The 25,624-nt window shown below is 29.8% G+C and carries 25 protein-coding genes and 1 tRNA gene; 23 read left to right on the top strand and 3 right to left on the bottom strand.

Annotated elements, in window-relative coordinates:
- Positions 1-218: 218 nt before the first annotated feature.
- The 5 genes from BLA33_RS00850 to BLA33_RS00830 all read left to right on the top strand — a co-directional run bounded on the left by BLA33_RS00850 (position 219) and on the right by BLA33_RS00830 (position 8,230).
- Positions 219-1,829, top strand: a complete 1,611-nt coding sequence (locus BLA33_RS00850; RefSeq protein WP_029346431.1) for an ABC transporter ATP-binding protein — start codon at positions 219-221, stop codon at positions 1,827-1,829.
- Positions 1,830-2,981 (top strand): ABC transporter permease, encoded by a 1,152-nt coding sequence (locus tag BLA33_RS00845; protein WP_029346432.1) that lies wholly within the window; start codon positions 1,830-1,832, stop codon positions 2,979-2,981.
- Entirely contained in the window at positions 2,953-3,879 is a 927-nt protein-coding gene (locus BLA33_RS00840) for an ABC transporter permease (protein WP_029346433.1), read from the top strand. Before BLA33_RS00845 ends, BLA33_RS00840 begins: the two co-directional genes overlap by 29 nt.
- 157 nt (positions 3,880-4,036) lie before the next feature.
- Complete coding sequence (locus BLA33_RS00835) at positions 4,037-6,298, top strand: methyl-accepting chemotaxis protein (RefSeq protein ID WP_029346434.1); 2,262 nt, start codon at positions 4,037-4,039, stop codon at positions 6,296-6,298.
- A 30-nt stretch (positions 6,299-6,328) separates the two neighbouring features.
- Positions 6,329-8,230, top strand: a complete 1,902-nt coding sequence (locus BLA33_RS00830) for a methyl-accepting chemotaxis protein (protein WP_004790944.1) — start codon at positions 6,329-6,331, stop codon at positions 8,228-8,230.
- A 42-nt stretch (positions 8,231-8,272) separates the two neighbouring features.
- Here the strand turns inward: BLA33_RS00830 and mnmA are convergent, their stop codons facing one another.
- On the bottom strand, positions 8,273-9,340 hold the full coding sequence (gene mnmA, locus BLA33_RS00825; RefSeq protein ID WP_075226323.1) for a tRNA 2-thiouridine(34) synthase MnmA: 1,068 nt from the start codon (positions 9,338-9,340) through the stop codon (positions 8,273-8,275).
- Positions 9,341-9,433: 93 nt separating this feature from the next.
- On the opposite strand from mnmA, the gene BLA33_RS00820 reads away from it, so the two are divergent.
- Genes BLA33_RS00820 through mvk form a run of 6 tightly spaced genes read left to right on the top strand, consistent with a single transcriptional unit; the run spans position 9,434 to position 15,716 of the window.
- Positions 9,434-10,657, top strand: a complete 1,224-nt coding sequence (locus BLA33_RS00820) for a hydroxymethylglutaryl-CoA synthase (RefSeq protein WP_029346435.1) — start codon at positions 9,434-9,436, stop codon at positions 10,655-10,657.
- Complete coding sequence (fni, locus tag BLA33_RS00815; protein ID WP_029346436.1) at positions 10,641-11,705, top strand: type 2 isopentenyl-diphosphate Delta-isomerase; 1,065 nt, start codon at positions 10,641-10,643, stop codon at positions 11,703-11,705. The genes BLA33_RS00820 and fni overlap by 17 nt, the downstream gene beginning before the upstream one ends.
- On the top strand, positions 11,695-12,969 hold the full coding sequence (locus tag BLA33_RS00810; RefSeq protein WP_029346437.1) for a hydroxymethylglutaryl-CoA reductase, degradative: 1,275 nt from the start codon (positions 11,695-11,697) through the stop codon (positions 12,967-12,969). Before fni ends, BLA33_RS00810 begins: the two co-directional genes overlap by 11 nt.
- Positions 12,947-13,885 carry a diphosphomevalonate decarboxylase gene (gene mvaD / locus BLA33_RS00805; protein WP_029346438.1) on the top strand — a complete coding sequence of 313 codons (939 nt, stop codon included), beginning with the start codon at positions 12,947-12,949 and terminating at the stop codon, positions 13,883-13,885. The genes BLA33_RS00810 and mvaD overlap by 23 nt, the downstream gene beginning before the upstream one ends.
- A complete protein-coding gene (locus tag BLA33_RS00800; RefSeq protein WP_075226322.1) occupies positions 13,876-14,829 on the top strand; it encodes a GHMP family kinase ATP-binding protein in 954 nt (317 codons plus the stop codon). The genes mvaD and BLA33_RS00800 overlap by 10 nt, the downstream gene beginning before the upstream one ends.
- Positions 14,823-15,716 (top strand): mevalonate kinase, encoded by an 894-nt coding sequence (gene mvk, locus BLA33_RS00795; protein ID WP_029346439.1) that lies wholly within the window; start codon positions 14,823-14,825, stop codon positions 15,714-15,716. Before BLA33_RS00800 ends, mvk begins: the two co-directional genes overlap by 7 nt.
- 8 nt (positions 15,717-15,724) lie before the next feature.
- Here the strand turns inward: mvk and BLA33_RS00790 are convergent.
- Together BLA33_RS00790 and BLA33_RS00785 are read right to left on the bottom strand one after the other, a co-directional pair.
- Positions 15,725-15,798: transfer RNA gene (locus BLA33_RS00790), tRNA-Val, on the bottom strand.
- A gap of 41 nt (positions 15,799-15,839) precedes the next feature.
- Positions 15,840-16,307 carry a BB0689 family surface lipoprotein gene (locus BLA33_RS00785; RefSeq protein WP_004793229.1) on the bottom strand — a complete coding sequence of 156 codons (468 nt, stop codon included), beginning with the start codon at positions 16,305-16,307 and terminating at the stop codon, positions 15,840-15,842.
- A gap of 84 nt (positions 16,308-16,391) precedes the next feature.
- On the opposite strand from BLA33_RS00785, the gene BLA33_RS00780 reads away from it, so the two are divergent.
- The 12 genes from BLA33_RS00780 (at position 16,392) to rpmF (ending at position 25,607) form a co-directional block, all read left to right on the top strand.
- Positions 16,392-16,922 (top strand): Dps family protein, encoded by a 531-nt coding sequence (locus tag BLA33_RS00780; RefSeq protein WP_029346440.1) that lies wholly within the window; start codon positions 16,392-16,394, stop codon positions 16,920-16,922.
- Between the two features lie 78 nt (positions 16,923-17,000).
- Positions 17,001-19,010 carry an elongation factor G gene (fusA, locus tag BLA33_RS00775; RefSeq protein WP_075226321.1) on the top strand — a complete coding sequence of 670 codons (2,010 nt, stop codon included), beginning with the start codon at positions 17,001-17,003 and terminating at the stop codon, positions 19,008-19,010.
- Between the two features lie 277 nt (positions 19,011-19,287).
- Positions 19,288-20,496: a host adaptation transcriptional regulator BadR gene (gene badR, locus BLA33_RS00770; RefSeq protein WP_029346441.1), complete on the top strand. Its 1,209-nt coding sequence runs from the start codon at positions 19,288-19,290 to the stop codon at positions 20,494-20,496.
- 62 nt (positions 20,497-20,558) lie between these two features.
- A complete protein-coding gene (gene ffh, locus BLA33_RS00765) occupies positions 20,559-21,893 on the top strand; it encodes a signal recognition particle protein (RefSeq protein WP_029346442.1) in 1,335 nt (444 codons plus the stop codon).
- Positions 21,894-21,905: 12 nt separating this feature from the next.
- Complete coding sequence (gene rpsP, locus BLA33_RS00760) at positions 21,906-22,166, top strand: 30S ribosomal protein S16 (RefSeq protein WP_004791060.1); 261 nt, start codon at positions 21,906-21,908, stop codon at positions 22,164-22,166.
- On the top strand, positions 22,167-22,415 hold the full coding sequence (locus BLA33_RS00755) for a KH domain-containing protein (protein WP_004791279.1): 249 nt from the start codon (positions 22,167-22,169) through the stop codon (positions 22,413-22,415). It begins immediately after the preceding gene.
- 3 nt (positions 22,416-22,418) lie between these two features.
- Complete coding sequence (gene rimM / locus BLA33_RS00750) at positions 22,419-22,919, top strand: ribosome maturation factor RimM (RefSeq protein WP_029346443.1); 501 nt, start codon at positions 22,419-22,421, stop codon at positions 22,917-22,919.
- A complete protein-coding gene (gene trmD / locus BLA33_RS00745) occupies positions 22,916-23,635 on the top strand; it encodes a tRNA (guanosine(37)-N1)-methyltransferase TrmD (protein ID WP_029346444.1) in 720 nt (239 codons plus the stop codon). The genes rimM and trmD overlap by 4 nt, the downstream gene beginning before the upstream one ends.
- Positions 23,613-23,978 (top strand): 50S ribosomal protein L19, encoded by a 366-nt coding sequence (gene rplS, locus BLA33_RS00740; RefSeq protein WP_004791115.1) that lies wholly within the window; start codon positions 23,613-23,615, stop codon positions 23,976-23,978. The genes trmD and rplS overlap by 23 nt, the downstream gene beginning before the upstream one ends.
- Before the next feature lie 351 nt (positions 23,979-24,329).
- Entirely contained in the window at positions 24,330-24,869 is a 540-nt protein-coding gene (locus BLA33_RS00735) for a hypothetical protein (protein ID WP_029346445.1), read from the top strand.
- Position 24,870: 1 nt separating this feature from the next.
- A complete protein-coding gene (gene coaD, locus BLA33_RS00730; RefSeq protein ID WP_004791384.1) occupies positions 24,871-25,362 on the top strand; it encodes a pantetheine-phosphate adenylyltransferase in 492 nt (163 codons plus the stop codon).
- A 62-nt stretch (positions 25,363-25,424) separates the two neighbouring features.
- A complete protein-coding gene (rpmF, locus tag BLA33_RS00725; protein ID WP_002557290.1) occupies positions 25,425-25,607 on the top strand; it encodes a 50S ribosomal protein L32 in 183 nt (60 codons plus the stop codon).
- Positions 25,608-25,624 lie beyond the last annotated feature (17 nt).

The raw sequence follows: 25,624 nt of genomic DNA, 5'->3' as shown, positions 1-25,624 counted from the left end.
CATTCTTTTATTTTATCATTAATTTGCTCTCTTTATTAAGGTTTTTATATTTTAAGCATTTTTTATTTACCATTAATTAACTTTTATGAATGATTTATTTTTTTATTGAAATCTAGAAATGCTATTGAAAATATAAGCTTTAAGCTTTATTATATTTCATTAGAATAAAAAATATTGTGGGCAATTCGTTTGATATGTTTATTGGGATTTAAAGCTTAATGAAAGAAGATATACTAGTATTAGAAAATATTACAAAAAAGTACGGCGATTTTGTTGCCAATGATGATATTTCTATTAAATTTAAGGCAGGCGAAGTTCATGCTATTCTTGGAGAAAATGGTGCTGGAAAGACTACCTTAATGAAAACTATTTATGGGATTCATCAAGTAGATAGTGGTCGAATTATTTTAAAAGGCCAAGAAGTAAGCTTTAAGGATTCAAGCGAGACCATTCACAATGGGATTGGAATGGTTTTTCAGCATTTTATGTTAATTCCACAATTTACCGCTGTTCAGAATATTATTTTAGGATATGAAAATTCAAAATTTGGTTTTCTTGATTACAAACAAGCTAAAAGAAAAATAAATTATCTTTCGGAAAAGTATGGTTTAAAGATAGATTTAGAGAAAAAGGTTGAAGACCTAAGTGTTGGCATGGAGCAAAAAATAGAGATATTGAAAGTGCTTTATCGAAATGCAGATATTATTATTTTTGATGAACCTACTGCAGTGCTTGCTCCTAGTGAAGTTGATGATTTTATAAATATTTTAAAGGTACTAACTCAAGAGGGTCATACTGTAATACTTATTACTCATAAAATAAAAGAAATTAGATCTATTGCAAAGCGATGCACAATTATGCGCCTTGGGAGGGCTGTTAAAACTGTTGATATTGCTGAGATTAATGACAAGGATCTTACAAAATTAATGATAGGCAAAGAGGTTTCACTTCGCTCATCTAAAATTCAATTTGAAAATCATTTTAATGTTCTTGAAATAAAGAATCTAAGTGTTAAAGATGAGAGGGGGGTTTTAAAAGTTAAAGACGTTAATCTTAATCTGAGAAATGGTGAAATTCTTGGGATATCTGGTATTGAGGGAAGTGGCCAAGAAGATTTAGTTGATGCAATTTTGGGTTTAAAAAGCATATTTAAGGGTGATATTTTTAAAAAAAATTCTTCAGGGAGTCTAGAATCTCTAAAAGGTTTAACGATTAAGCAAATAATAGATAAAAAAATTGGCAATATTCCTTCGGACAGGCAAAGACATGGTCTTATTTTAGAATTCAATGTTATGCAAAATATTGGACTTAAGAGCTTTGATAATCCCGATTATTTAGGATTAAAAAAAAATCGTTTAAAGAGTAGTTTTGATTTAAAATTTAATTTTTTCAATTTTATTAAAAGACAATTTGATAAGGTTAAAAGACAATTTGTAGGGTTTGATCTTAACATTTTAAAAAAATTGAGCAACCAACTTGTAAATTATTTTGATATTAGGCCAAGAGGTATTTTAAATAAGGTAAAATATTTATCTGGAGGCAATCAGCAAAAAGTTATTATTGCTCGTGAGATTAGTTTAGAGCCAGATATTCTTTTAGCTATTCAGCCAACAAGAGGTCTTGATGTTGGAGCTGTTGAGAATATTTATAAAAGAATAATAGAGCAAAGAGATGCAGGTAGATCCGTTTTGTTGGTTTCTCTTGAGCTTGATGAGCTTGTTAATGTTTGTGACAGAATAGCCGTAATGCATGATGGGAGGATAGTGGGTATTTTAGAGGACAATTTTGATATTGATGTTATTGGTAAAATGATGATAGGTTTAAGCTAAATGACAATTAGTAAAAACATATGCAGCAAATTTATATTAAAAATTTTAAATTCTTCAGCATTTGTTAGTATTTTTGCTCTATTTGTTGGATTTTTAATCGTTGGACTAGTGGTGATGGGGCTTGGTTATTCTCCTTTTAGAATGTATTTTATAATACTGGAGATTTTATTCTCGTCCCCCAAACATTTGGGTTATGTTTTAAGTTATGCATCTCCTTTGATTTTTACAGGGCTTTCTATTGGTATTTCTTTGAAAACAGGCCTTTTCAATATTGGGGTCGAAGGTCAGTTTATACTAGGATCTATTGTTGCTTTAATAGCATCGATTTTCCTTGATATGCCTCCAATTTTACATGTAATTACTATTTTTATTATTACTTTTTTAGCGGCAGGTAGTTTAGGGATTTTAATTGGATATTTAAAAGCTAAATTCAATATTAGCGAAGTGATTTCAGGAATAATGTTTAATTGGATATTATTTCATTTGAATAATATAATTTTGGATTTTAGTTTTATTAAAAGAGATAATAGTGATTTTTCAAAGTCCATTAAAGAAAGTGCATTTATTGATTTTTTAGGTTCTTGGAAGCTTTCACCAGAAGGTCTTGCTTTTAGATCTTCTCATCCTTTTATTAATGAGCTTTTAAAAGCGCCGCTTCATTTTGGAATAATTTTGGGCATAATTTTTGCTATTTTAATATGGTTTTTGCTTAATAAAACTATTATTGGATTTAAAATAAATGCCATAGGAAATAATATTGAAGCTTCAAGATACATGGGCATTAATGTAAAGGCCGTGCTAATCTTTTCAATGTTTCTCTCAGCAGCTGTTGCGGGTCTTGCTGGTGCTATTCAAATTATGGGTGTTAATAAAGCCATATTTAAGCTTTCTTATATGGAAGGAATTGGTTTTAATGGGATAGCTGTGTCTTTGATAGGAAACAATTCGCCGATTGGCATACTATTTTCTAGTATTCTTTTTTCTATATTGCTTTATGGAAGTAGTAGGGTTCAAAGTTTAATGGGTCTTCCATCTTCAATTGTATCCTTGATGATGGGAATAATTGTTCTTGTAATTTCTGCTAGTTATTTTTTAAATAAAATCTTTTTAAAAGGTGTTAAGAGTGTCAAACGTAATAATATTTTTAATTAGTGAAACTCTAATAAATTCTCAAACCTTAATTTTAGCTGGCCTTGGTGGTCTTATAAGTGAGAAAAGTGGAATTATTAATATTGGACTTGAAGGAATAATGACAATAGGAGCATTTTCAGGAGCCACAGTTGCATATTTTACAAATGACCCATTATTTTCAATTTTTGTTGGTGGATTAGCAGGTCTTGCGCTTGCTATTTTGCACGCTGTTTTTACAATTTTTTTAAAATCAGATCAAATTATAACTGGAATGGCGCTTAATTTTTTAGGGCCCGCTATTGCTGTTTTTACAAGCACTTTGATTTTTTCTTCTATTTCAACTCCGCCTATAGATATAAAGTTGCCAATACTTTTTGATGGAATTTTAAGCAAAACGTCTTTTATATTCCAAATTTTTGGCAAAAGATATTCTGTATACATTGCAATGCTAGGTGTGGTTTTACTTCATATTGTTTTCAAATATACTAAAATTGGGCTTAGAATTAATGCTAGTGGTGAAAATCCAGAGGTATTGGAGTCTGTTGGAGTTAGTGTAAATAAAATTAGATTTTTTTGTGTTCTTTTGAGTGGTTTTTTAGCAGGGGTTTCGGGTGCTATTCTTACAACAGTGATTGCATCAAGCTATGTGCAAGGGATTACAGGTGGACAAGGTTTTATTGCTATTGTGATGTTAATTTTTGGAAAATGGACGCCTTTGGGGATTTTAATGGGTAGTTTTTTATTTTCATTTGTTAAAACCTTGGCGATTGTTTTGGCTCAATCGTCTTTTTTGTCTTTAATAATGCCTCCTAAAATGTTAGTTATTACTCCGTATTTAATTGTTATTTTAAGTCTTATCTTTTTTTCAAAAAGAAGTTATGCGCCCAAGTTTTTAGGAATACCCTATAAAAAGCATTAACATTTAATATGTAGCTTATAACTTGTTTTTCATATTGTAAAAATATCTTTTAATATTTTAAGAGTTTTTAATTTTTTGCTGTAATATTTTTTTTAATACCCTTTTGATCTTAAGTTTGTTTGATTAAATAAGTAGATGATTTGTGAGGTAGTTTATTATGCTTGTGAAGCTTAAATACAGTTTTGTTGGATTTTTATTATTGTTTTTAATTTTTATACTGTTACTTTTTTCTATGATTTTTAATTTTGTTTTATGTGGTTATTTAGAAGATTATTATAAGCAGCTTACAAGGGCGCAATTAAGAAGAGCAGCTTTTTCTACGCAATCTTTTTTGGATACTTTATATGTTATAATCAACGGCGCAGCTTCTAATTTAGCACTTGAAACTATATCAGAATTTGCAATTTCCGAGAATAGAGGAAAAGATTTCTCTGAGTCTGAATTGGTAGATTTAAGAAAAAATTCAAAATTTGTTATTGATTCTGTAAAGGTGAATAAAAAATATCGACAATACTTATACAATTTTATGACTAACCTTAAAAATGATACCCTTTTTGAAGAATTCGCATTTTTTGATTTTGAAGGAAGAATAATTGTTAGCACAAGGCATGAAAATAATATGGATTTTGGACATTCTGAGGCCAATACTAATTATTTTAAAAAAGCAATTGAGGATTATAAGCAAAACCAATTAAAATTTATAGGCTGGTATTCAAATCTTTCTGAAGGAATATCGGCAGAAGTTGCCGTTAGGTCTAGGCAAAGTGAAAAAAAGGCTTTTGCAATAATTGTGCCTGTATTCTCTCCAGAAGATAAGCTTGTTTGTGGATATTTGGCTGGATATTTGCTTAATGATGTTTTAGCAGACAGTTTTGATAGATTTAGATTTGGTTTTTATAAAAGGGGTAATTTTGTTTATGTGGATTCTAATAATATAGCAGTTAATCCTTTTGAAGAATACAATGAAACCAGTAGGGTTAGTTCTAAATTTTTAAATATTCTTAAAGATGTTTTTTCTAAGCCACCTCTTTTATCAAATGTTCCTACTGAAGTGTCGGTTTACACTATTGATAGAATATTATTCTCCGAAATGGGAGAAGAGTGTTATTATGCATTGTTGCCCATAAGTAGTAAATTAGGAGAGAAAGGTGGGGTGCTTATTGCTAGACTTCCTTATAAAGATATTTACGGAGTAATATCTAGTCTAAAATTTCAGTATATCTTATATTCAGTTTTAGGCATTATTTCATTAAGCATTGTTCTTTTAATGAGAATAGATAGGATTATTAGTTTTCGTTTAAACGCAATTAGAGTTTTAGTTCAAGATATGGTTAAGGGAGATTTAGACAAAGATTATGCCCTTGATGATGGTGATGATTATTTTGATGAGCTTGGCATGTTAAGTCTTCAGGTTGTGAAAATGAAAAAAGCTATTTCTGTAGCAATTGCTAGTGTTTTGAGAAATATTAGCTATGTAAATAAGGCAAGTTTAGAAGTTGCCAGTTCAAGTCAAAATTTAAGTTCTAGTGCGTTACAGCAGGCATCTGCTCTTGAAGAAATGTCAGCCAATGTTGAGCAAATAGCGTCAGGTGTTAATATGAGCGCTAATAATTCTTATGAAACTGAGCAAATAGCTTTAAAGACCAATGAAAATTCTCAGATAGGCGGTAAGGCTGTTGAAGAATCTGTTATTGCTATGCAAGATATTGTAGAGAAAGTTAGCGTTATTGAAGAAATAGCTAGAAAAACCAATTTACTTGCTTTGAATGCTGCTATTGAAGCCGCAAGAGCAGGTGATGAAGGAAAGGGATTTGCTGTTGTAGCTAGTGAGATTAGAAAGTTAGCTGATCTTAGTAAAATTTCGGCTCTTGAGATTGGAGAGTTGGTTGAAGATAACTCTAAGGTAGCAACCGAAGCTGGAGTGATCTTCAAAGAAATGTTGCCTGAAATAGAAGAAACAGCTAATCTTGTCAAAAAAATTTCAGAAGGCAGCTCTAAGCAGAGCGATCAGATTGCTCAATTTAAAATGGCTTTAGACCAGGTTGGAGAAGTTGTTCAGTCTTCAGCTTCAAGTAGTGAGCAACTTTCTAGCATGTCCGATAAAATGTTAGAAAAGTCTAAGGAACTCAGAAAATCTGTATTATTTTTCAAGATTAAAGATTCTAAGATTGAAAATCTGGAAGATGGCGATTATGATTTCAGGTTGATGGATTGTCCTGAAAATTCTTTTAAAGATGAAAATCAAGATTTGAAAGGCAATGAAATCTCTACTTTAAATGGCATTAGGCATAGTAATCATTCTTTAAGTGTTGAAAGCGAGCCTTCTGCAAGAACTATTAATAAGCGGGTTGATCCTAAAAAAGCTATCGATATTGCTGATAAGGATTTAAATTTTGATGATGATTTTTCAGAGTTTTAGAATTTATTTTTTGTAAAAGAGGTGGTTAGTATGAAGCTGAAAGCTAGGATGTTGCTACTTGTTCTTGTTCTTATAGCATTCTTTATATCAATTTTGTTTTTTGTGTTTGGAATGTTGATTAATAATAAATTGGTAGATCAACAGTTTGATCTTATGATAAATCTTATTGGAAACATTAAAAGTTCTTTTAACCTTTATATTTCTTCTATGGAAGAGAAAGTTAGGGTTAGTTCCATGTATTTCAATTCTGCTGAAAAATTTAAGGAGGCTAGTAAAATTAGATCCAAAAGGTTGAATTTCATTTCAGATCAATCTGAAATTCTTGTTCAAACCGGTAGTAATATGATGGTTACAAACAAGGAAGGTGAAATAGTTTTTACTACGGCTGTTAAGGATAATAGTGATTTTGGAAAGTCTATTGGGGATAGAGAATATTTTACAAAACTTAAAGAATCTCAAAGCATTGTTTACAATTCTTTTGTCATGTTAGCAGATCCTGGATCTATTGAGGAGTCTTTAGTTAAAAATATTTCCAAAATAAGAAATAAAAAAGGTCAGATTCCTTATATATTAATAGGTATACCATTAAGAGATTTTGGCACAGGCGATATTTTTGGTTATTTTATGTTTTTTTATTCAGTAGATTATATAAATAGGTCTTTTAGAGGAATTAATTTTGGAATACTCTCTAGCGGCCGTGCTTTAGCTTATGATACTACGGGTAGATTCTTGGTTCATCATACAGTATTGCCAGGCGATGTTTTGACTGATCTTAGTGCTTCTTATTCTAACATTCTTAAAAAAACATCTGAAGAGTTGTTGCAAAAAAATAAAGAAATTTCAACTGTTTATTATTATGATCCTAATAACAGTAAAAAATATGTGGGAATTAGTCAAAAGGTGTTATTAAATTTGTCTAATAGTAAATTTATTCTTTTGATGAGAACTTCAGAGGATGATTTTTATTATATGTCGCGAGCCACATCTTTAATCTTGGGTATTAGTTTTGTATTTACATTGCTTATTCTTGCCATTGCAACTCTTTATCTTGTGAAAAGGTTGAGCTCTTCTTTGAATAAGATATTAGAATATTCTGAGCGACTTGCTTCTGGTAATTTTACTGCAGATGTTAATTTTGGCAAATGGGATACTGTGGAGCTGTATAGTTTATACGAAGGTCTTGAACAACTCAGAACTAATTTTTCTTCAGTTGCTAAAGGGGTCATTGAAAACCTAGATTACCTTTATGAAAATGCTATTCAAATAGCAAATGCAAGTCAGAATTTAAGTTCTGGTGCTGTTGAGCAGGCTTCTACTTTAGAGCAAATGACAGCAAATATTGAACAAATATCACAAGGTGTTTCTGAAAATACTGAAAATGCATCTACTACTGAAAAAATTGCTGTTAATACTAATGAGAGAACCAAAGAGGGCCATAAATCTGTTGTTAAAGCTATTGAGGCAATGACCATAATTACTGAGAAAATTGGAATTATTGATGAGATAACAAGACAAACTAATTTGCTTGCTTTAAATGCCTCGATTGAGGCTGCTCGAGTAGGTGAAAAAGGTAAGGGATTTGAAGTGGTAGCTGCTGAGGTTAGAAAGCTTGCGGATCAAAGCAAGGAATCAGCAAGAGAGATTATTGATATTGCAAACAGAAGCTTAACTGTTGCAAGCCGTGCTGGGGAAAATTTTGAACAAATAGTTCCTGGTATGGAGCAAACGGCTAGACTTGTGAAAAACATTTCTAATGAAAGTTCTAAGCAAAGTGTTCAGATAGAGCAGTTTAAAAATGCAATAGAACAGGTTAGTCAGTTAGTTCAGACTACAGCTTCAAGTAGTGAAGAACTTTCTGCTATGTCTGAAAAAATGCTAGAGAGTGTCAAAGATTTAAAAGAATCTGTTGATTACTTTAAGATCGAAAAGTAAGGGGAAGATTGAAAAAATCTTCTCTAACTTTTTGGAGGCTTATTATTCTATAATTTTAAAAATTTTAGCACCTCCTAGGCATTCTGTATTTTTGTAAAAGATTGCAAATTGCCCCGGAGAGATCCCATGATCTTTTTTATTTAAATAAATTTCAATTAAGTTATTTGTAATAAGTCTTAATTTGCATGAGTATTTTTTTTCACCATGCCTTATTTTAATTTTGAAATTTTCAAAATCTGAAGGCATGCCATTTATCCAATGTATTTCGTGAACTAAAAATTTGCGCTTTGCTTGTTTTAAATAATTCTCGTTATGTGAGATATATATAATATTTTTTTTTAAGTCTTTTTCTATGACGAACCAAGGTCCGTTGCTAAGTTTTATTCCTCTTCTTTGGCCAACTGTAAAAAACCAATATCCGTTGTGAATTCCTATTATTTTTCCTGTTTCTTTTTCAACTATATTGCCTTTTTTCTCGCCAAGATGATATTTTATAAATTCGTTATATTTAATTTTTCCTAAAAAGCAAATACCTTGACTGTCTTTTCTATCTTTGTTGGGCAAATTTATGCTTTTAGCTATTTGTCTTACTTCGCTTTTAAACAATGTTCCTAGGGGGAAGCATAGTTTTGACATTTGTTCTTGAGAGAGATGAGATAAAAAGTAGCTTTGGTCTTTAATTTTATCTTTTGCCTGTTTTAAAAAAAACTTTTTCTCTTTTTTTTGTATTCTGGCGTAATGTCCTGTGACAACCAAATCATACTGTTCATTAATTTTCTCAAAAAATGCTCCAAACTTTATTCTTTGATTACAAAAAATATCTGGACTTGGGGTATTGCCATTTTTTAGTTCTTCAATAGTATAGCTTACTACTTTGTTATAATATTCTTTTTGAAAGTTTATTATTTCATATGGTACATTAAATTTATTACATACAGCTTCAACGTAATTTAAATCTTCTTGCCAAGGGCAGTTTCCAATATAAGACAGTTCATCTTCAAGCCAAATTTTTAGATAATAGCATTTTATATTTGTATATCCTTTGTTTATAACTTTATAAAGGGCAACAGAACTATCAACTCCTCCAGATAAAAGTACGGCTATTTTCATAAACTTCCCTTTTTAGGTTTCATTATATAAGATTTTGCTAATTTTTGTAAATTATAATATAATACTTAAATCCATTAATGCACCGAGGAATATATGAAAATAGGTATTAGTGATATTAGGATTTTTTTACCTTTAAATTATTTAGACTTTTCTGTTCTTTTGGAAAATCCTTTATATTCTTCCAATGAAGTTTTTTTTAAAAAAATCAATAGAGCGATAGATGCAACCCTGCAAAAAGGTTTTAGGTTTACCAGTCCCAATGAGGATAGTGTAACAATGGCAAGTTCAGCTGTTAAGCTTATTTTTGACAACAATAATCTTGATTTAAACAAAATTAGAATGCTTTTAGGTGGAACTGAGACAGGTGTTGATCATTCAAAGGCAATTTCTTCTTATGTTTTTGGAGCTTTAAAGCAGTCTGGTATTTGTTTGGGAAATAATTTTCTAACTTTCCAAGTTCAGCATGCGTGCGCTGGTGCTGCTATTTCTTTACACACTGCAGCAAGTGTTTTAAGCCATTCTAATAATTCTGAATATGGTATAGTTTTTTCTTCAGATATTGCGCATTATAGCAATCTTACTACAGCCGAGATTACCCAAGGAGCTGGTGCAACTGCAATTCTGGTTGAAAAAAATCCAAAGCTACTCTCTATTAATTTATCTGAATTTGGAGTTTATACCGATGATGTTGATGATTTTTTTAGACCTTTTGGAAGCGTTGAAGCTAAGGTGCGGGGTCAATATTCAGTTGAATGTTACAATAATGCAAACGAAAATGCTTTAAAAGATTTTGCTGCCAAAAAGCAACTTAGTATTAAAGATTTATTTTCTAATTATAGGTTTATTTTGCATGTTCCTTTTGCTAAAATGCCGATAGATTCAATGCATTATATTTTAAAAAAATATTATAGTGATGATGAATCTGTTAGGAATGCTTATTTAGAATCAATAGATTTTTACGATGGAGTTGAAGCTGCTATGGAAGTGGGGAATTTGTATACGGGTTCAATTTTTCTATCTTTAGCATTTTATTTAAAAAGAGTGTTCTCCAAGAAAGATATTACAGGAGAAAAGATATTGTTTTGTTCTTATGGATCTGGCAATATTATGATTATTTATGAATTTACCATTGAAAAAGGTGCTTTTGATGTTGTTAAATTATGGGATCTTGATGGACTTATAAAAAATAGAAATAATGCAAATTTTGAAGAATATAAAGATTTCTTTCAGAATAAAATAGTTCCTGGCGAATCCAAAGGATTTTATTTAAAAGAATTAAGGAATGATGGATACCGAGTTTATGGGTATCGAGCCTAATATACTAGAAAATAAAAAGAGGCATATTGAAATTTGTTTAAATAAAAACGATGTTAAAGGCGGCTGCAATTTTTTAAAGTTTATTAAGCTAAAACATAATGCTCTTAGTGATTTTAATTTTTCTGAGATAAGCATAAAAGAAGAAATATTTGGATACAATATTAACATGCCTGTTTTTATTTCTTCCATGACAGGAGGCGGTAAAGAAGGGAATGATTTTAATAAATCTTTAGTTAAAATTGCAAATTATTTGAAAATTCCCATTGGTTTAGGTTCTTTTAAGCTTTTGTTTAAATATCCCGAATACATAACAGACTTTAGTCTTAAAAGGTATGCCTATGATATTCCTTTGTTTGCTAATATTGGTGCTGTTCAGATTGTTGAGTTTGGTATTTCTAGAATAGCTGAAATGATCAAAAGATTGGAAGTTGATGCAATTGTTACTCATCTTAATGCAGGTCAGGAATTGATGAATGTTAATGGAGACAGAAATTTTAAAGGAATAAAAGAATCAATAGCTAAATTGTCTGAGTTTATAAATATTCCATTGATTGTTAAAGAGACGGGCTTTGGAATTTCACCAAACGACGTTAAGGAATTATTTAAACTTGGTGTTTCTTATGTTGATCTTGCGGGGAGCGGTGGAACTAATTGGGTCTTAGTAGAAGGTATGAGGAGTAATGATCTAAATGTTGCATCTTGTTTTTCTGACTGGGGCATTCCTTCGATTTTTACTTTACTTAGCATTGATGATTCTCTAAAGACTAATGTTTTTGCATCTGGTGGATATGAGACTGGTATGGATATTGTTAAAGGAATTGCCCTTGGAGCTAAGCTCATAGGCGTTGCAGCGGTTGTTCTTAGAGCTTTTTATAATTCAGGAGAAGATGCTGTAATTAGTCTTTTTTCTGATTATGAGCATGTTTTAAAAATGTCTATGTTTTTAAGTGGAAGTAAAAGTTTGTTAGAACTTAGAAAAAATAAGTATTTTTTGAGTAGTTATTTACTTGCAGAGCTTGGAGTTTTTAAGCAGTTTTATGGAACTTAGTAAAAATTTTAGGCATAAAAGTGTTTTAGAAAAAAGGCAAGAGATAAAAAGTTTTTTGGGATTATCTTTTAAAGATTTTTTTTATAATAATGCCAATGAAGATTTTCTTTTTAATATGATAGAAAATTATATTGGATATTTATCTTTTCCTATTGGAATCGTAAAAAATTTGAAAATAAATGGTAAATACTATTCTTTGCCTATTGCAACAGAAGAATCTTCTGTGGTTGCTGCCTTAAATTTTGCGGCAAAAATTCTTGAAAATGCTAATTTGAGGTATTCTTTGGGCGAAGTATTGGGAATTTCTCAAATTTATATAAAAACGGAAAAAGATTTAAGTAAAATTTTTGTTGATCTTGGCGATAAAATCAAGACCTGGATTGAACCTCTTCTGGTCAATATGAATCAAAGAGGAGGTGGATTTAGAAGATTATCAACTAGGTATATTAAAGAGCTTGGTATTCAAAAATTGAATCTTTATTTGGATACCTGTGATGCGATGGGTGCTAATTTACTAAACTCAATTGCAGAGCGTGTAGCAGCATGTATTTTTAAAGAATTTGGATATGAGTGCGTTTTAAAAGTTTTAAGCAATGATATTAATGAATTTACAACCAAAGCCTCTTTTGTTTTAGATTTTAAGCATTTGCTACCAAGCAAAGAGGGATCTTGGAATTTGGCTAAAAAAATTGAACTTATTTCTAGTATAGGTTTCTATGAAGAGGAGCGAGCTGTTACTAATAATAAAGGTATTATGAATGGAATTACAGGAGTATGTCTTGCAACTTTTAATGATACAAGAGCGCTTGAGGCTTCTGTTCACAGATTTGCTTCAAAAAGTGGTAAATACCTTCCCCTTAGTAAATTTTATACTATTGATAATGCTTTGGTTGGAGAAATCGAAATTCCTTTGCAAGTTGGCACTAAGGGTGGGGTTACATCTTTTAGCGAAGCTTCAATTTTAAGCTTTAGAATTATGAATGTAAATAGTAAGAGTGAATTTATGGGTATTCTCTCTTGCGTTGGACTTGCTAGTAATTTTGCTGCATTAAGAGCTCTTGCATTTAACGGGATTAAAAAGGGTCACATGAGATTACATGTTAATAAAATACTTTACCTTTTAAAGACAAAATATAATATTTCTAATTTCGAGAAAGACAAATTATTATTAGAAATGGAAAGAATGGGTATTTATTCTTTTGATTTTGCTTTTAAAATTTTAAAGAAAATAAGGTTAGAGAATGAAAGTAAAGTGCAAAGTTAATGCAAGCTTAGCTTTAATTAAATATTGGGGTAAGAAGGATGCTTTTTTAAATATTCCAGCGACTTCTAGTCTTGCCGTTAGTGTTGATAAATTTTATTCAATAAGTGAACTTGAACTTTCAGATCAAGATGAAATAATTTTAAATTCAAAGCCAGTTGTATTTCAAAATAGAGAAAAGGTGTTTTTTGATTATGCAAGAAAAATTCTTAGTGAACCGAATGTTAGATTTAAAATTAAAAGTGAAAACAATTTTCCAACAGCAGCAGGCCTTGCAAGTTCAAGTTCAGGTTTTGCTTCTATTGCTGCTTGTATTTTGAAATATTTTAATAAATATTCTTTTAATAGTGCATCTAATCTTGCAAGAGTAGGATCAGCTTCTGCGGCAAGGGCTATTTATGGGGGGTTTACTATTTTGAAAGAAGGATCAAAAGAATCTTTTCAATTAAGAGATCAATCTTATTTTAATGACTTGCGCATTATATTCGCCATAATTGATAGTAATGAAAAAGAATTGTCTTCAAGAGTTGCAATGAATATTTGTAAACACCATGAATTTTATTATGATGCTTGGATTGCTTCTAGTAAAAAGATTTTTAAAGATGCTTTATATTTTTTTTTAAAAAAAGATTTTATACGCTTTGGAGCAAATGTTATAAAAAGTTATCAGAATATGTTTGCTTTAATGTTTGCATCTTCTATTTTTTATTTTAAAAGTAGTACAATAGATTTAATTAAATATGCTGCTAATTTGAGAAATGAAGGAATTTTTGTATTTGAGACAATGGATGCGGGCCCCCAGGTAAAGTTTCTTTGTTTGGAGAAAAATTTAAATACTATTTTAAAAAGACTTAAACAAAATTTTACCGATATTAATTTTATTGTTTCAAAGGTTGGGTGTGGCTTAGAATGGATTTGATTAGTTTTTCTGTGCCTGGAAATTTGCTTTTAATGGGGGAATATACTATTTTAGAGGAAAGTGGACTGGGGTTGGCAATTGCCATCAATAAGAGAGCATTTTTTTCTTTCAAAAAAAGCGATTCTTGGCGTTTCTTTAGCAAAAAGAAAGAGATAGACGATTTTTCTTTAATAGAAAATAGAAATGATCTTGTTTTTAAAATGTTTTCATATTTGAGTCAAAATTGTTTTTTAAATTTAGAGAGTTTTGCATATGATGTGTATATTGATACAAGTAATTTTTTCTTTAATGATGGAACTAAAAAGGGATTTGGATCAAGCGCTGTTGTTGCTATTGGTATAGCATGTGGACTTTTTTTTATTTATAATGCTACTAATGTTGTTGATAAAGATGAAATTTTTAAATATTGTTTAGAAGCTTACAGGCACGCTCAAGGAGGAATAGGTAGTGGGTATGATATTGCTACTAGTATTTTTGGAGGTGTTATTGAGTTTGAAGGTGGTTTTGCTCCTAAATACAGACAACTAGGTTCTTTAGAGTTTAATGATTTTTATTTAATTCGGGGTTTGCAAGCAGTTAAAACCACTGCTTCTATTTATGAGTACAACAAACATAGAGATTCTATTTTAGATTTTATATTTAAATGCAATTCGGAGATGAAAAAACTTGTTTTAAGTGTTAGCGCTTCTAAATCCGCATTAATTTCTAGTTTAAGAAGAGCTAAAGAATTAGGATTGGCAATCGGAGAGGCAATAGGAGTTTCTGCAGCCTTGCCCCCAAGTTTTGAGCACCTTCAGGATCAATGTGATTTGATTAAGGCCTTAGGAGCTGGAAATGAAACTTTTTTAGTTTTTAGGCCTAATATTAAAGCTTTTGATTTGTCAAAAATTATTCCAATTGTTTTAGAGCACGAAAGCATTAAGTTTGAAATCGAGAAATGCTAAGAATAAGAAAGCCTGCTAAAATATTATTCTTAGGTGAACATAGCGCTGTTTATGGATTTCCAGTTATTGGAGCTACAGTTCCAATTTATATGGATTTGGTGTACAGTGTGTCTAAAAATTGGAAATATTTAGGAAAATCTAGTACAAGACTAAATAGTCTGATAAGTTTTATTGTTTCAAATTACAACAAAGTTAATCCAATTGAGTTTGATATTCTTTCTGAAATTCCTATTGGAGTTGGCTTTGGTTCTTCTGCTAGTCTTAGTTTGTGTTTTGCAGAATATATTACAAGTCATTTTGAATATAGGGATTGTAATAAAATTTTTTTGGCAAATCAAATTGAAAACATTTTTCACGGCAAATCTTCTGGAATGGATATTAGACTAATTGATCTTGGTGGAACTTTTTATTTAGAGAAAAAAGAAGATATTTTTAATTCAAAAAAATTGAAAGATTCTGGTTTTTATTTTTTAATAGGAGCTATAAAAAGAGATTTTACGACTAAAGAAATAGTTGTTAATTTAAAAAAACAGTTATTATCTAATGCTGATTTGTTTGTTTTTATTGAAAAGCTTGGTCTTGCTGTAAGCAATGCTTATGCTGCTTTTCATAATAAAGATGTATATTCTTTAGCTAATGAAATAAATGTTGCACACTATTTTTTAAAGCGCTTAGGACTATCTAATGATACTCTTGATTGGCTAATAAGTAGTGGGATTAAATTAGGTGCTCTTTCTGGCAAGTTAAGTGGCTCTGGTAAAGGAGGAGCTTTTATTTTTCTTTTTGAAAGTCGAGAAAAAGCCAATACAGTTCAAAAAGAATTAAACAATATGCTTAAAAATTATAAAATAAACTTGGTCTTAGAGTTAAAAATAATTGAAGTTTAGATTATTTTTGGGCCCAGAGAGATTCGAACTCCCGACATCCTGCTTGTAAGGCAGGCGCTCTGACCAACTGAGCTATGAGCCCTTTTTACTAATAAGTAGTATACAGTATAAGCTTTAATGGTGTCAATTATTCTCTTTTCTTTTTCCAAAAAGAACCACAAATATATTTATATTGTTATTTGTTTTTAATCTATACCCACCTATTTTATCGGTATCTTTATTAATAAGAGCTTCTTTGTGGCTTGGACTTTTAAGCCATGCATCAACTACTCTGTCAAGTTCAATTCCTGATGCTAGTATCTCTCTTGTTAAATTAAAGGATTTATCGTATTTATGTATTCTTGTCATTGGGGATGTGCCAAAAAGGGTATGAGTTAGTGTTTTATTTTCACCTAGTTTGATAGCATATTCTTTTGCAACTTTTTCAAGAGTATCATCTATTTCTAGATGGTTTAGATTTAATTTTTTTCTCAATTCAGCAATTTCTGAATATAGAATTTTCATATCTTCTTTTGTATCTATTGGATGTATTGTATTTAAATTGCATGCTTGAGACGAAAACAGTGTAAAAATCAAAATCAATTTTTTCATTAAAGTTCCTTTTTATTTATTATGGTATTAAAATCATAATTATATCTCATTATGTATTATAATGATTATATAAAGGAGATAGTTATGGAAAAGAATTTGAGTTATATAAAAAAGGATGATTTAGAAGAAATACACTTAAAATTACAAGAACTCTTAGCAAGTTTGCATATTTTTTATTCTAATTTGAGAGGTATTCATTGGAATATAAAAGATACCAATTTCTTTGTTATTCACAAGAAAACCCAAGATCTTTATGAATATATTGAAAAGATTATTGATATTGTTGCAGAGCGTTCAAGAATGCTTGGATATGATTCTGAATTTAGATATTCTGAGTTTATAAAAAAATCCTTTATTAAGGAGCTTGATATTGAGTCAACTTCTGATTTTTTACTTTCAATGCAAAGCATTGTTTGCAGTCTTGCCGAGATTTTGAAAAATATTTTTGAAATGAGGAAATTGATTGATACTGCTTGTGATTATGGTACTGCTAATATTATGGACGACATAATGAGTGATCTTGAAAAGCATTTATGGATGCATAAGGCATTGCTTGAAAATTGTGATTGTCTTTGTCATGATGAACACAAATGTTGCGAGTGCGATATAAAATAACAATTTTATTAAAAAAGGCTTAACTTATACCAATGATTAGTTTATCTGAATTAAGGTGTAGTTGTTGTTGGGAATTTTATGAATATTAGAAATATTGGAATTATGGCTCATATTGATGCTGGAAAAACTACTACTACAGAAAGAATTATTTATTATACTGGCAAAAGTCATAAAATAGGAGATGTGGATTCTGGAAATACTATTACTGACTGGATGCCTCAAGAGCAAGAAAGAGGAATTACTATTAGTTCAGCTGCTATTACTTGTCATTGGAAAGATTGCCAAATAAATATTATTGATACTCCAGGACATGTTGATTTCACAGCAGAAGTTGAAAGATCCCTTCGAGTTCTTGATGGGGGTGTTGTTATTTTTAGCGCTGTTGATGGAATTCAAGCTCAAACAGAAACTGTTTGGAAACAGTCGGAAAAATATGAAATTCCTAGACTTGCTTATATTAACAAGATGGATAGATTGGGCGCTAATTTTTTTAAAGTTGTAGAGGATATTGAAAACAAGTTTAAAACTATTCCTTTAATTTTGCAAATTCCAATTGGAAATGAAAGTAATTTTGAAGGAGTAGTTGATATTATTTTAAACAAAGAGCTTCATTTTGTAATGGAAAATGGAATTCCAAAATTAACTTATAGCCCTATTAGAGAAGAATTTGTTGAAAAAGTGGTCTTTTTTAAGAAAAAACTAATAGATGTTCTTAGTCAATTTAGTGAAGAGATTACTCAATTATTTCTTGAAGATAAAGAGATTAGTTTAGATATTATTAAAAGTGAGATCAGAAGAGGTACTATTTCTAGATTCATTATTCCTGTTTTAATGGGAACTAGTTTAAAAAATATTGGAATAGAACCTTTAATTGATTCGATTGTAGATTACTTGCCAAGTCCTTTTGAAAAAAACTTCAGTGCTTTTTCTTTAGATGCAAATAAAAAAATTTTAGTTAATCCTAATGAAAATAAAAAATTGTCAGCGCTTGTTTTTAAAGTTCAATATTCAAGCGTAATTGCTGCACATCTTTATTTTGTTAGAGTTTATTCTGGCGAGATTAATTCTAGTAAAAAAATTTTTAATGCTTCAAATGGTAAGCGTGAGAAGTTTACAAAAATTTTTAGAGTTTTTTCAAATAAAAATGAACAAATAGATTGTGTAAAAACAGGGGATATTGGTGCTGTTTTGGGATTAAAGTTTTCTTTCACAGGAGATACTCTTGTTGAAGAAAACAATAATGTTTTACTTGAATCTGTTACGTTTCCAGAGCCAGTTGTTTTAATGTCTGTTGAGCCTGAAAGATCATCAGATGAAGTTAGACTAAGGGAAATTTTTGGAATAATATCTAAAGAAGATCCTACTTTTAGTTATTATGAAAGCAAAGAAACAGGGCAATTAATTATATCTGGAATGGGCGAATTACATCTTGAGATTGTTTTGACAAGAATTAAAGATGAATTTAATCTTAATGTTTATACAGGAAAACCTCAAGTAAGTTATAGAGAGAGTGCAGGTAAAATTGTAAAAGAAGTTTTTGAGTTTAATAATATTTTTGCTGGCAAAAATATTGATTTTAAAATTGGAATGAGCATTAAACCTTTGCCGCGGGGGGAAGGAAATAAAATCGATTTTGAATGTGTCATTAACCCTGCAATTAAGTCTGCAATATTAAGGGGAATTACAACCGCATTTGTAAGTGGAGTTTTTGGGCACCCTATTATTGATATTAATGTTGGCATTTTTTCTATTGTTTCTGAGGCTAGTAAGATTAGCGAAAGCGCTTTCGAATCAATTTCAGGATTTGCCTTTCATAGTATTTTTCAAAAATCGGATCCTATTAAACTTGAACCAATAATGTTATTAGAAATTAGAACGCCTATTGAGCATACCGGAGAAATTATTTCTAAATTAAATGTTATAGGCGGTGTTATTCATTCAGTTAACAATATTGGGGAGTATGATTTAATAAAATCGGAGGCGGCTTTTGAAAAACTTTTTGGGTATGCTTCTATTTTAAGAAGTTCTACTAAAGGGAGAGGTAGTTTTACTATGGAATTTTCTTATTTTAAGGAAAAAGTAGATTAAAGTTATTAGTTTTTAAGGTAAAATGGCTTTTCTTGTTTTTGTTATTTTTTAAATCTAATTAATTTTTATTAATGAGTTTTATGTAAAAATGATTTTATTCCTTTTTTTGCTAAGCTTTAAGTTTTTAATAGTTTATGAATGTGATATTATGATGTAAAATATTTTTTAGCCTTATAAAGGCATGCTTATCTTTTAGGGATAGATAGAATATTATATTGGTTTTTCTGTATGATATTTTATAATATTTTTTTATTTTAAAAAACAAAGGAGGTCTACTATGCAAGGCGAAAATATGGTTTCAATTAGGGGTGGAAATAGAAGAAAAATTCTTCTTAGTTTGAAGAATATGCAATATTCAAGAACAGACTTAGCTCGTAAGTTAACCTTAACAAATGCTGCGGTTACTATTTTGACTAATCAAATGATAAAAGAAAATCTTTTGATTGAAGTTGGTTCTAGAGTGTCTGATATTAAAAAACATGGACGAAAAGAAATACTTCTTGATATTAATAAAGATTATGCGTATTCAATGGGAGTTATTGTTTCTAGCAATTATTTTCAAATAGGCATTGCGAATCTTAAATGCGAGGTTTTAATAAGCGAGACTCATTCTTTTGAACCCCCAGTTAGTGCTTATGAGATTTTAGAAAAAATAAAAGATCATATGATAGAAATTATTTGGAAACATAATTTTTCAAGAGACAAGTTTATTGGTTTGGGTTTTAGTATTACAGGGTTAATCAAAGATAAAGAATCAGGAATTGTTAATGACAGTTATGGAGCATGGATTGAAAAAGATGTCCCTGTTAAGAGAATACTTGAGGAATATTTTTCACTTACAGTTTATCTTGAAAGTTATGTTAAAAATTTATCTCTTGCTGAATTTATGGGCAAAAATATAGATAATATTATGTTTTTTGACTACACAGATACTGCTGAACTTTCGATTTGGTCAGGTGGCAATGTTTATCCTGGTTTTAACAATAAGTCAGGTATGGTTAGTCACATGATAATTGATTACGAAGGAGAAAAAAATTGTCCAACTTGTGGTAATAAGGGTTGTGTTAATATGCTAATATCTAACTTTGCTTTGCAGAGATTAATTTCAAAAGAGTTTATGAATGGCGAGATTCCTGAGCTTTATGAAAAGTATGAGGGTAGATTGAAAAAGGTTACAATATATGATGTTTTTTCTCTTTATGAAAAATATGATTTTATAAATAAAATTATGCAAAATACGGTTAAATATTTAGCAATAATTATTATCAATATTCAAAGAATGCTTGATTTTAATTATTTAGTACTCTATGGTCAAAGTTTTAAATTAAAAGCTTTTTTTGATTTGTTAAAAGAAGAGATTAAAAAGCGTAATAAAGAGAATATAATATTAAAGCTTAGTTCATTAGACACTAAAGTTTCTGTTGTTGGACCTGCTTCTAGCGTTATTTTTAATAAATTTTATTTGACAGGAGGAGATATTGATTAATATTGCCTTTTTTTGTATCTTATATTTGATAAGATTATTTTTGAGAATAAAGGTTATTTTTAATGCTTGAAAGTTTGGGGTCAAATTTTAAAAATTTTATAAACTATCTTTCTGGAAAATCTACAATAAATGATAAAAACATCTCAGAGGCTATTGAGATTATTAAGAATTCTTTGGTTGATGCTGATGTTAACTTAAGAGTTGTAAGACGTTTTTTAAATTCTATAATTGAAGAATCCAAGGGAGTAAAAGTTTTAAGAGGCATTGATCCTAAATATCAGTTTATTAAAATTGTCAATGATAATCTTGTTAAATTTTTGGGAGGCAAAAGTTATGAGCTTAGCTTACATCCTGTCAATAAGCAATCTTATATTCTTGTGCTCGGACTTCAAGGTTCTGGCAAAACTACAACATGTGCTAAGCTTTCTTTAAGGCTTAAAAAGGAAAATAGAAAAGTGCTTCTTGTAGCTGCTGACACATTTAGAGCAGCGGCTGTAGAGCAGTTAAAAATATTGGGCAACCAAATAGGTGTTCCAGTGTTTTCACTTGCAGGAGAAAAAGATCCTATTAAAATTGTTAAAGCATCTATGAAGTTTGCCGAGTCTGAGTTTTTTGATTCTGTAATAGTTGATACTAGAGGACGGCTTGAAGTTGAATCTTTGTTAGTTGAAGAGATAAAAAAAATCAAGGATATTCTAAAACCCACAGAAACCATTTTGGTAGTAGACTCTATGATGGGACAAGTTGCGGTAAATATTGCTAAGGAATTCAATGAGAATGTTGGACTTACTGGTGCAATATTCTCTAAATTTGATTCAGATACTAGGGGTGGGGCTGTACTATCGTTCAAAAGTATTTGTGCAGTTCCTATTAAATTTATTGGGGTTGGAGAAAGAGTTGAAGATCTTGATTCCTTTTGCCCGGAAAGAATTGCTTCTAGAATTCTTGGCATGGGGGATGTGGTTAGCCTTGTAGAGAAGGTTCAAAGCGTTGTTGACAAAGAAGAGGCTATTAAGCTTGAGGAAAAAATTAATAAAGCCAGTTTTAATTTTGAAGACTATCTAAGTCAATTTAGGCGCATGAGGCAAATAGGGGGGATTTCTAATTTTGTAAGTTTTTTACCAGGTGTTTCAAAATCAATGTTGAATATTAATAATTTAACCGAAGAAAGTTTTAATAAAGAAGAAGCTATTATTCTTTCTATGACTAAAAAAGAAAGAATAAATCCAGTGATTTTGAACAATCCCTCAAGGAAAAAAAGAATAGCTTTGGGTAGTGGAACAACTATTTTTGATGTTAATAAGCTTATAAAGAAGTTTAGTCAAACAACTTTAATGATGAAAAAAATGAAAAATAAAGATTTTCAAAATAAGATTGCATCCCTTTTAGGGAAATAAGGAGGAATAAATTTGAGCGTTAGGATAAGATTGAAGAGAATGGGAGCTAAAAAAAGACCTTATTATAGGATTGTAGTTATGAATTCTGCTTCTCCTAGAGATGGTAGAGCAATTGAAGAACTTGGTTATTATCATCCTGTTGAAAAGCAAAAACAAATAAAAATTAAGGAAGATAGAATCAAAGATTGGATAAGCAAGGGAGCAATTTTAAGCGATACAGTGAAAATGCTTTTAAATAAAAACAACTTGAATGCGAAAAGTCAGGAGGTTTAGATGAAAGAGTATGGGAATGAGATTGAACTTATAGAGTTTATAGTAAAGTCTCTTGTAGACAAACAAGATGAAGTAAAGTTAAATGTAATTGAGGGGGAAAAATCAACTATTTTAGAATTAAGGGTTTCTCAAAGCGATGTAGGAAAAATAATCGGAAGACGAGGGCGTATTGCGCGAGCTATTAGAACTTTGCTTGGAGCTTGTGCTGCTAAAACCAATAGGCGAGTGCAATTGGAAATTTTAGATTGATTTATGTTTATTAAAGGCGTAATATTATCGTCTTATGGAGTTAATGGGTATGCTAGGGTTAAAAGCATATCCAATAATTTTTGTGATTTTATTAACCTAAAAGACAATAAAGTACTCCTAAAAAAAAGCAATGGCTTTACCATTGAAGTTAAAGTTGTAGATGTTAATATAAAGGGCAATTCTTTGTATTTGAAGTTTGAAGGGATTAATACTCCAGAATCAGTTAAGTCTTTGATTGGTTTTGAATTATGGGTTGATGATTCGCTTGCATCGAGTTTGAAAGAAGGCGAATATTATTTGGGCAAATTGATTGGCTATACCATTGTTAACGACAATATAAGGTTAGGAGAGGTTGTATCTTTTTTTGAATATTTAAATAGAGTATTTCTTGAGGTCAAAGTGGGTATTAAATTTTTTTTTATTCCCTTTTTAAGCATTTATATTGGAGATATAGATGCAAGAGAAAAAACAATTGAGCTTAAGGTTTTAGATCTTTTAAGATGAAATTTACAGTTATATCTCTTTTCCCAGCAATAATTAAACCATTTTTTGAAAATTCAATAATGAAAAAAGCTATTGACAAGGGAATAGTAAGTTTTGAGCTTATTGATGTTAGAGATTTTTCAAAAGATAAGCATAAAAGATGTGACGATTTGCCTTACGGAGGCGGTGCTGGGATGGTGTTAAAAGCTGAGCCCATGTATTTTGCTCTTGAGCATGTCGAAGCTACTAAGAAAACAACAATATTTTTAAGTCCTTCTGGTATAAAGTATACTCAAGAACTGGCATATTCCTTGTCAAAAAAAGAAGAAATTGTTATAATTTGTGGAAGATATGAAGGAATTGATCAACGTATTATAGATTTGTATGTTGATTTTGAGATTTCTATTGGAGATTATGTTCTATCTTCAGGAGAGATTGCAGCTCTTGTTTTAATAGATAGTGTATATAGGTTGCTAGATGGAGTAATAAATCCTAATTCTTTATTAGAAGAATCATTTGGGATGAAAAATGGGTTACTTGAATATCCTCATTACACCAGACCTTATAATTTTATGGGGATAAAGGTTCCAGAAGTTCTTGTTTCAGGGCATCATGAAAATATAAAGAATTGGAGACTTTTTAAAGCTAGAGAAAAAACTAAGAAAAATAGATATGATTTATACCTTAAATATTTAGAGATAATAGGAGAAGATAATGGATTTGATAAGAAAAATTGAAGCCCAGAATAAGAAAAGCGAGGCTTTTATCTTTAATGTGGGGGATACTGTAAGGGTTATTTATAAAATTATTGAAGGTAGTAATGAAAGGTTACAGAGTTTTGAAGGAATTGTTATTTCTTTTCAAAATAAGGGGATTGGCAAAACATTTTTGGTTAGAAAAATTTCTTCAGGAATAGGCGTTGAAAAAATTTTTCCAGTATATTCTCCTATTATAGAAAAAGTTGAAGTTTTAAGAAGGGGAAAGGTTAGAAGGGCAAAGCTTTATTATATGAGAAATAGAATTGGTAAAGCTGCTATGAAGATAAAGGAGCGTCTTAATATTAAAAAAGTTAAGCATTAGTTTTTAAGTATTTTAAATATTTTAGTAAATTGGGTCATGAGATTAATATTAAAAATTATTTTTTAATGCTTTTTTGTTTTGTGAGTTTTTATTCAAAAATTTAGGATTTTTACTGTTTTAGAAAATAATTTCGGTAAGCTTAATTTTGTATTTGTTGCGATTAAAGGCATTAATCAACTATTTTTATTAATTTTAATGTTAGTTTAATTGTACTTTTGTATTTTAAAAAAAGCTAAAGATTTGAAGTTTTGATTTATCGAAAAACTTTCAAGTTATGTAAGTAATTTTGTCCTTAAATTTTTGTTTTTTGGAGGACAAATATTTATTTATTTTCTTTAAGGAGAGTTAATTTTGAAATATACTCAAAGTAAGTTTAAGGGCAGTAATTTTCAGAAATACAATAAGCGTTTTTATGGTTTTAAAAATAAAAGATTAAATTCTGAGAGTAAAAGTCAAAATGTTATCCCATTAAACAGTTTTAATAATAGATCGAATGCTTTAAATCCAGATAAACAAAATGTTTTTAAGGGTAAGTTTAGAAGAAAAAATATAAAATTTAAAACAAGGATAAATCTTGATATTACTTGTGTTATTTGTGAAAAAAAAATAAATGATCTTGCTTTTAGTATGTCTTTAAAGGTTGAAAATGAAGATAAGCCTATTCATTTTGATTGTGCTATCAACAAATTAACGGCTGAAAATAATCTTTCACGTAATGAAAAATTGGTTTATAGGGGTGTTGGTAAATTTTTTATTGTGGATACATCTTCTAGAGGAGAATATTTATATTTCAAAATTATTAAAGAAATTGAATTTGAAAATTTAGAAGAGCAGCCAATGTGGCGCAAAAAAATTCTTAAAGATATCAATAGAGGATTTAGGCTTTCTTGATATGAAGGTGGCAGTTTTTCCAGGATCTTTTGATCCAATTACCTGGGGTCATATTGATTTAATTAAAAGATCATTGGCTATTTTTGACAAAGTTGTTGTTTTAGTAGCTAAAAATAAATCAAAAAAATATTTGCTAAGTGATGTTGAGAGGTTTAGTCTTACAAAAGATGTAATTTCGTCTTTAAATTTTTTAAATGTATTTGTAGATAGGTATAGCGGGTTTATTGTTGATTATGCACTAATTAATTCTATTAAATTTATTGTTAGGGGAATTAGGGCTTTTAATGATTTTGATATAGAGTTTGAGAGATATCTTGTTAATAACAAGTTAAATTTTAAAATCGATACTATATTTTTGCCAAGTAGTGCAGAGCATTTATATGTAAGGTCAGATTTTGTCAAGGAATTGATGATGAAAAAGGATATTGATCTTTCTCATTTTGTTCCAGAATTGGTATTCAATAGATTGAAATCTAAGTTTATTGACAAATGACTTGGTTAATATATATATTATTAAGATAATTTAATGTAGTTTAAAAGTAGTAGGAGAAAGTAATGGCTGTTCCAAAATTTAAGCCTTCAAAATCTAGGAGTAGAACAAGGCGTAGTATAAATATGAGAAAAAAAATTCCACAATTTCAAGAATGCTCTAATTGTGGTAATCTTGGGGTGAGGCACAGAATTTGTTTAAAGTGTGGATATTATAGAAATAACCAATATCTAGAAATAGGTTTGTAATTTGTAGCAAGGAAGGT

This window comes from Borreliella garinii, assembly GCF_001922545.1.
In the GTDB taxonomy this organism is placed as follows: domain Bacteria; phylum Spirochaetota; class Spirochaetia; order Borreliales; family Borreliaceae; genus Borreliella; species Borreliella garinii.
The sequence above is the reverse complement of the archived record's forward strand: the minus strand, read 5'-3'. Positions and strand labels throughout refer to the sequence as shown.

What these genes read in the sequence shown, in the direction of transcription:
- BLA33_RS00850 (WP_029346431.1), top strand. Translation starts at nt 219, where the DNA reads ATGAAAGAAGATATACTAGTATTAGAAAATATTACAAAAAAGTACGGC.
- BLA33_RS00845 (WP_029346432.1), top strand. Translation starts at nt 1,830, where the DNA reads ATGACAATTAGTAAAAACATATGCAGCAAATTTATATTAAAAATTTTA.
- BLA33_RS00835 (WP_029346434.1), top strand. Translation starts at nt 4,037, where the DNA reads ATGCTTGTGAAGCTTAAATACAGTTTTGTTGGATTTTTATTATTGTTT.
- BLA33_RS00830 (WP_004790944.1), top strand. Translation starts at nt 6,329, where the DNA reads ATGAAGCTGAAAGCTAGGATGTTGCTACTTGTTCTTGTTCTTATAGCA.
- mnmA (WP_075226323.1), bottom strand. Translation starts at nt 9,340, where the DNA reads ATGAAAATAGCCGTACTTTTATCTGGAGGAGTTGATAGTTCTGTTGCC.
- BLA33_RS00820 (WP_029346435.1), top strand. Translation starts at nt 9,434, where the DNA reads ATGAAAATAGGTATTAGTGATATTAGGATTTTTTTACCTTTAAATTAT.
- fni (WP_029346436.1), top strand. Translation starts at nt 10,641, where the DNA reads ATGGGTATCGAGCCTAATATACTAGAAAATAAAAAGAGGCATATTGAA.
- BLA33_RS00810 (WP_029346437.1), top strand. Translation starts at nt 11,695, where the DNA reads ATGGAACTTAGTAAAAATTTTAGGCATAAAAGTGTTTTAGAAAAAAGG.
- mvaD (WP_029346438.1), top strand. Translation starts at nt 12,947, where the DNA reads ATGAAAGTAAAGTGCAAAGTTAATGCAAGCTTAGCTTTAATTAAATAT.
- BLA33_RS00800 (WP_075226322.1), top strand. Translation starts at nt 13,876, where the DNA reads ATGGATTTGATTAGTTTTTCTGTGCCTGGAAATTTGCTTTTAATGGGG.
- mvk (WP_029346439.1), top strand. Translation starts at nt 14,823, where the DNA reads ATGCTAAGAATAAGAAAGCCTGCTAAAATATTATTCTTAGGTGAACAT.
- BLA33_RS00785 (WP_004793229.1), bottom strand. Translation starts at nt 16,307, where the DNA reads ATGAAAAAATTGATTTTGATTTTTACACTGTTTTCGTCTCAAGCATGC.
- BLA33_RS00780 (WP_029346440.1), top strand. Translation starts at nt 16,392, where the DNA reads ATGGAAAAGAATTTGAGTTATATAAAAAAGGATGATTTAGAAGAAATA.
- fusA (WP_075226321.1), top strand. Translation starts at nt 17,001, where the DNA reads ATGAATATTAGAAATATTGGAATTATGGCTCATATTGATGCTGGAAAA.
- badR (WP_029346441.1), top strand. Translation starts at nt 19,288, where the DNA reads ATGCAAGGCGAAAATATGGTTTCAATTAGGGGTGGAAATAGAAGAAAA.
- ffh (WP_029346442.1), top strand. Translation starts at nt 20,559, where the DNA reads ATGCTTGAAAGTTTGGGGTCAAATTTTAAAAATTTTATAAACTATCTT.
- BLA33_RS00755 (WP_004791279.1), top strand. Translation starts at nt 22,167, where the DNA reads ATGAAAGAGTATGGGAATGAGATTGAACTTATAGAGTTTATAGTAAAG.
- rimM (WP_029346443.1), top strand. Translation starts at nt 22,419, where the DNA reads ATGTTTATTAAAGGCGTAATATTATCGTCTTATGGAGTTAATGGGTAT.
- trmD (WP_029346444.1), top strand. Translation starts at nt 22,916, where the DNA reads ATGAAATTTACAGTTATATCTCTTTTCCCAGCAATAATTAAACCATTT.
- rplS (WP_004791115.1), top strand. Translation starts at nt 23,613, where the DNA reads ATGGATTTGATAAGAAAAATTGAAGCCCAGAATAAGAAAAGCGAGGCT.
- coaD (WP_004791384.1), top strand. Translation starts at nt 24,871, where the DNA reads ATGAAGGTGGCAGTTTTTCCAGGATCTTTTGATCCAATTACCTGGGGT.
- rpmF (WP_002557290.1), top strand. Translation starts at nt 25,425, where the DNA reads ATGGCTGTTCCAAAATTTAAGCCTTCAAAATCTAGGAGTAGAACAAGG.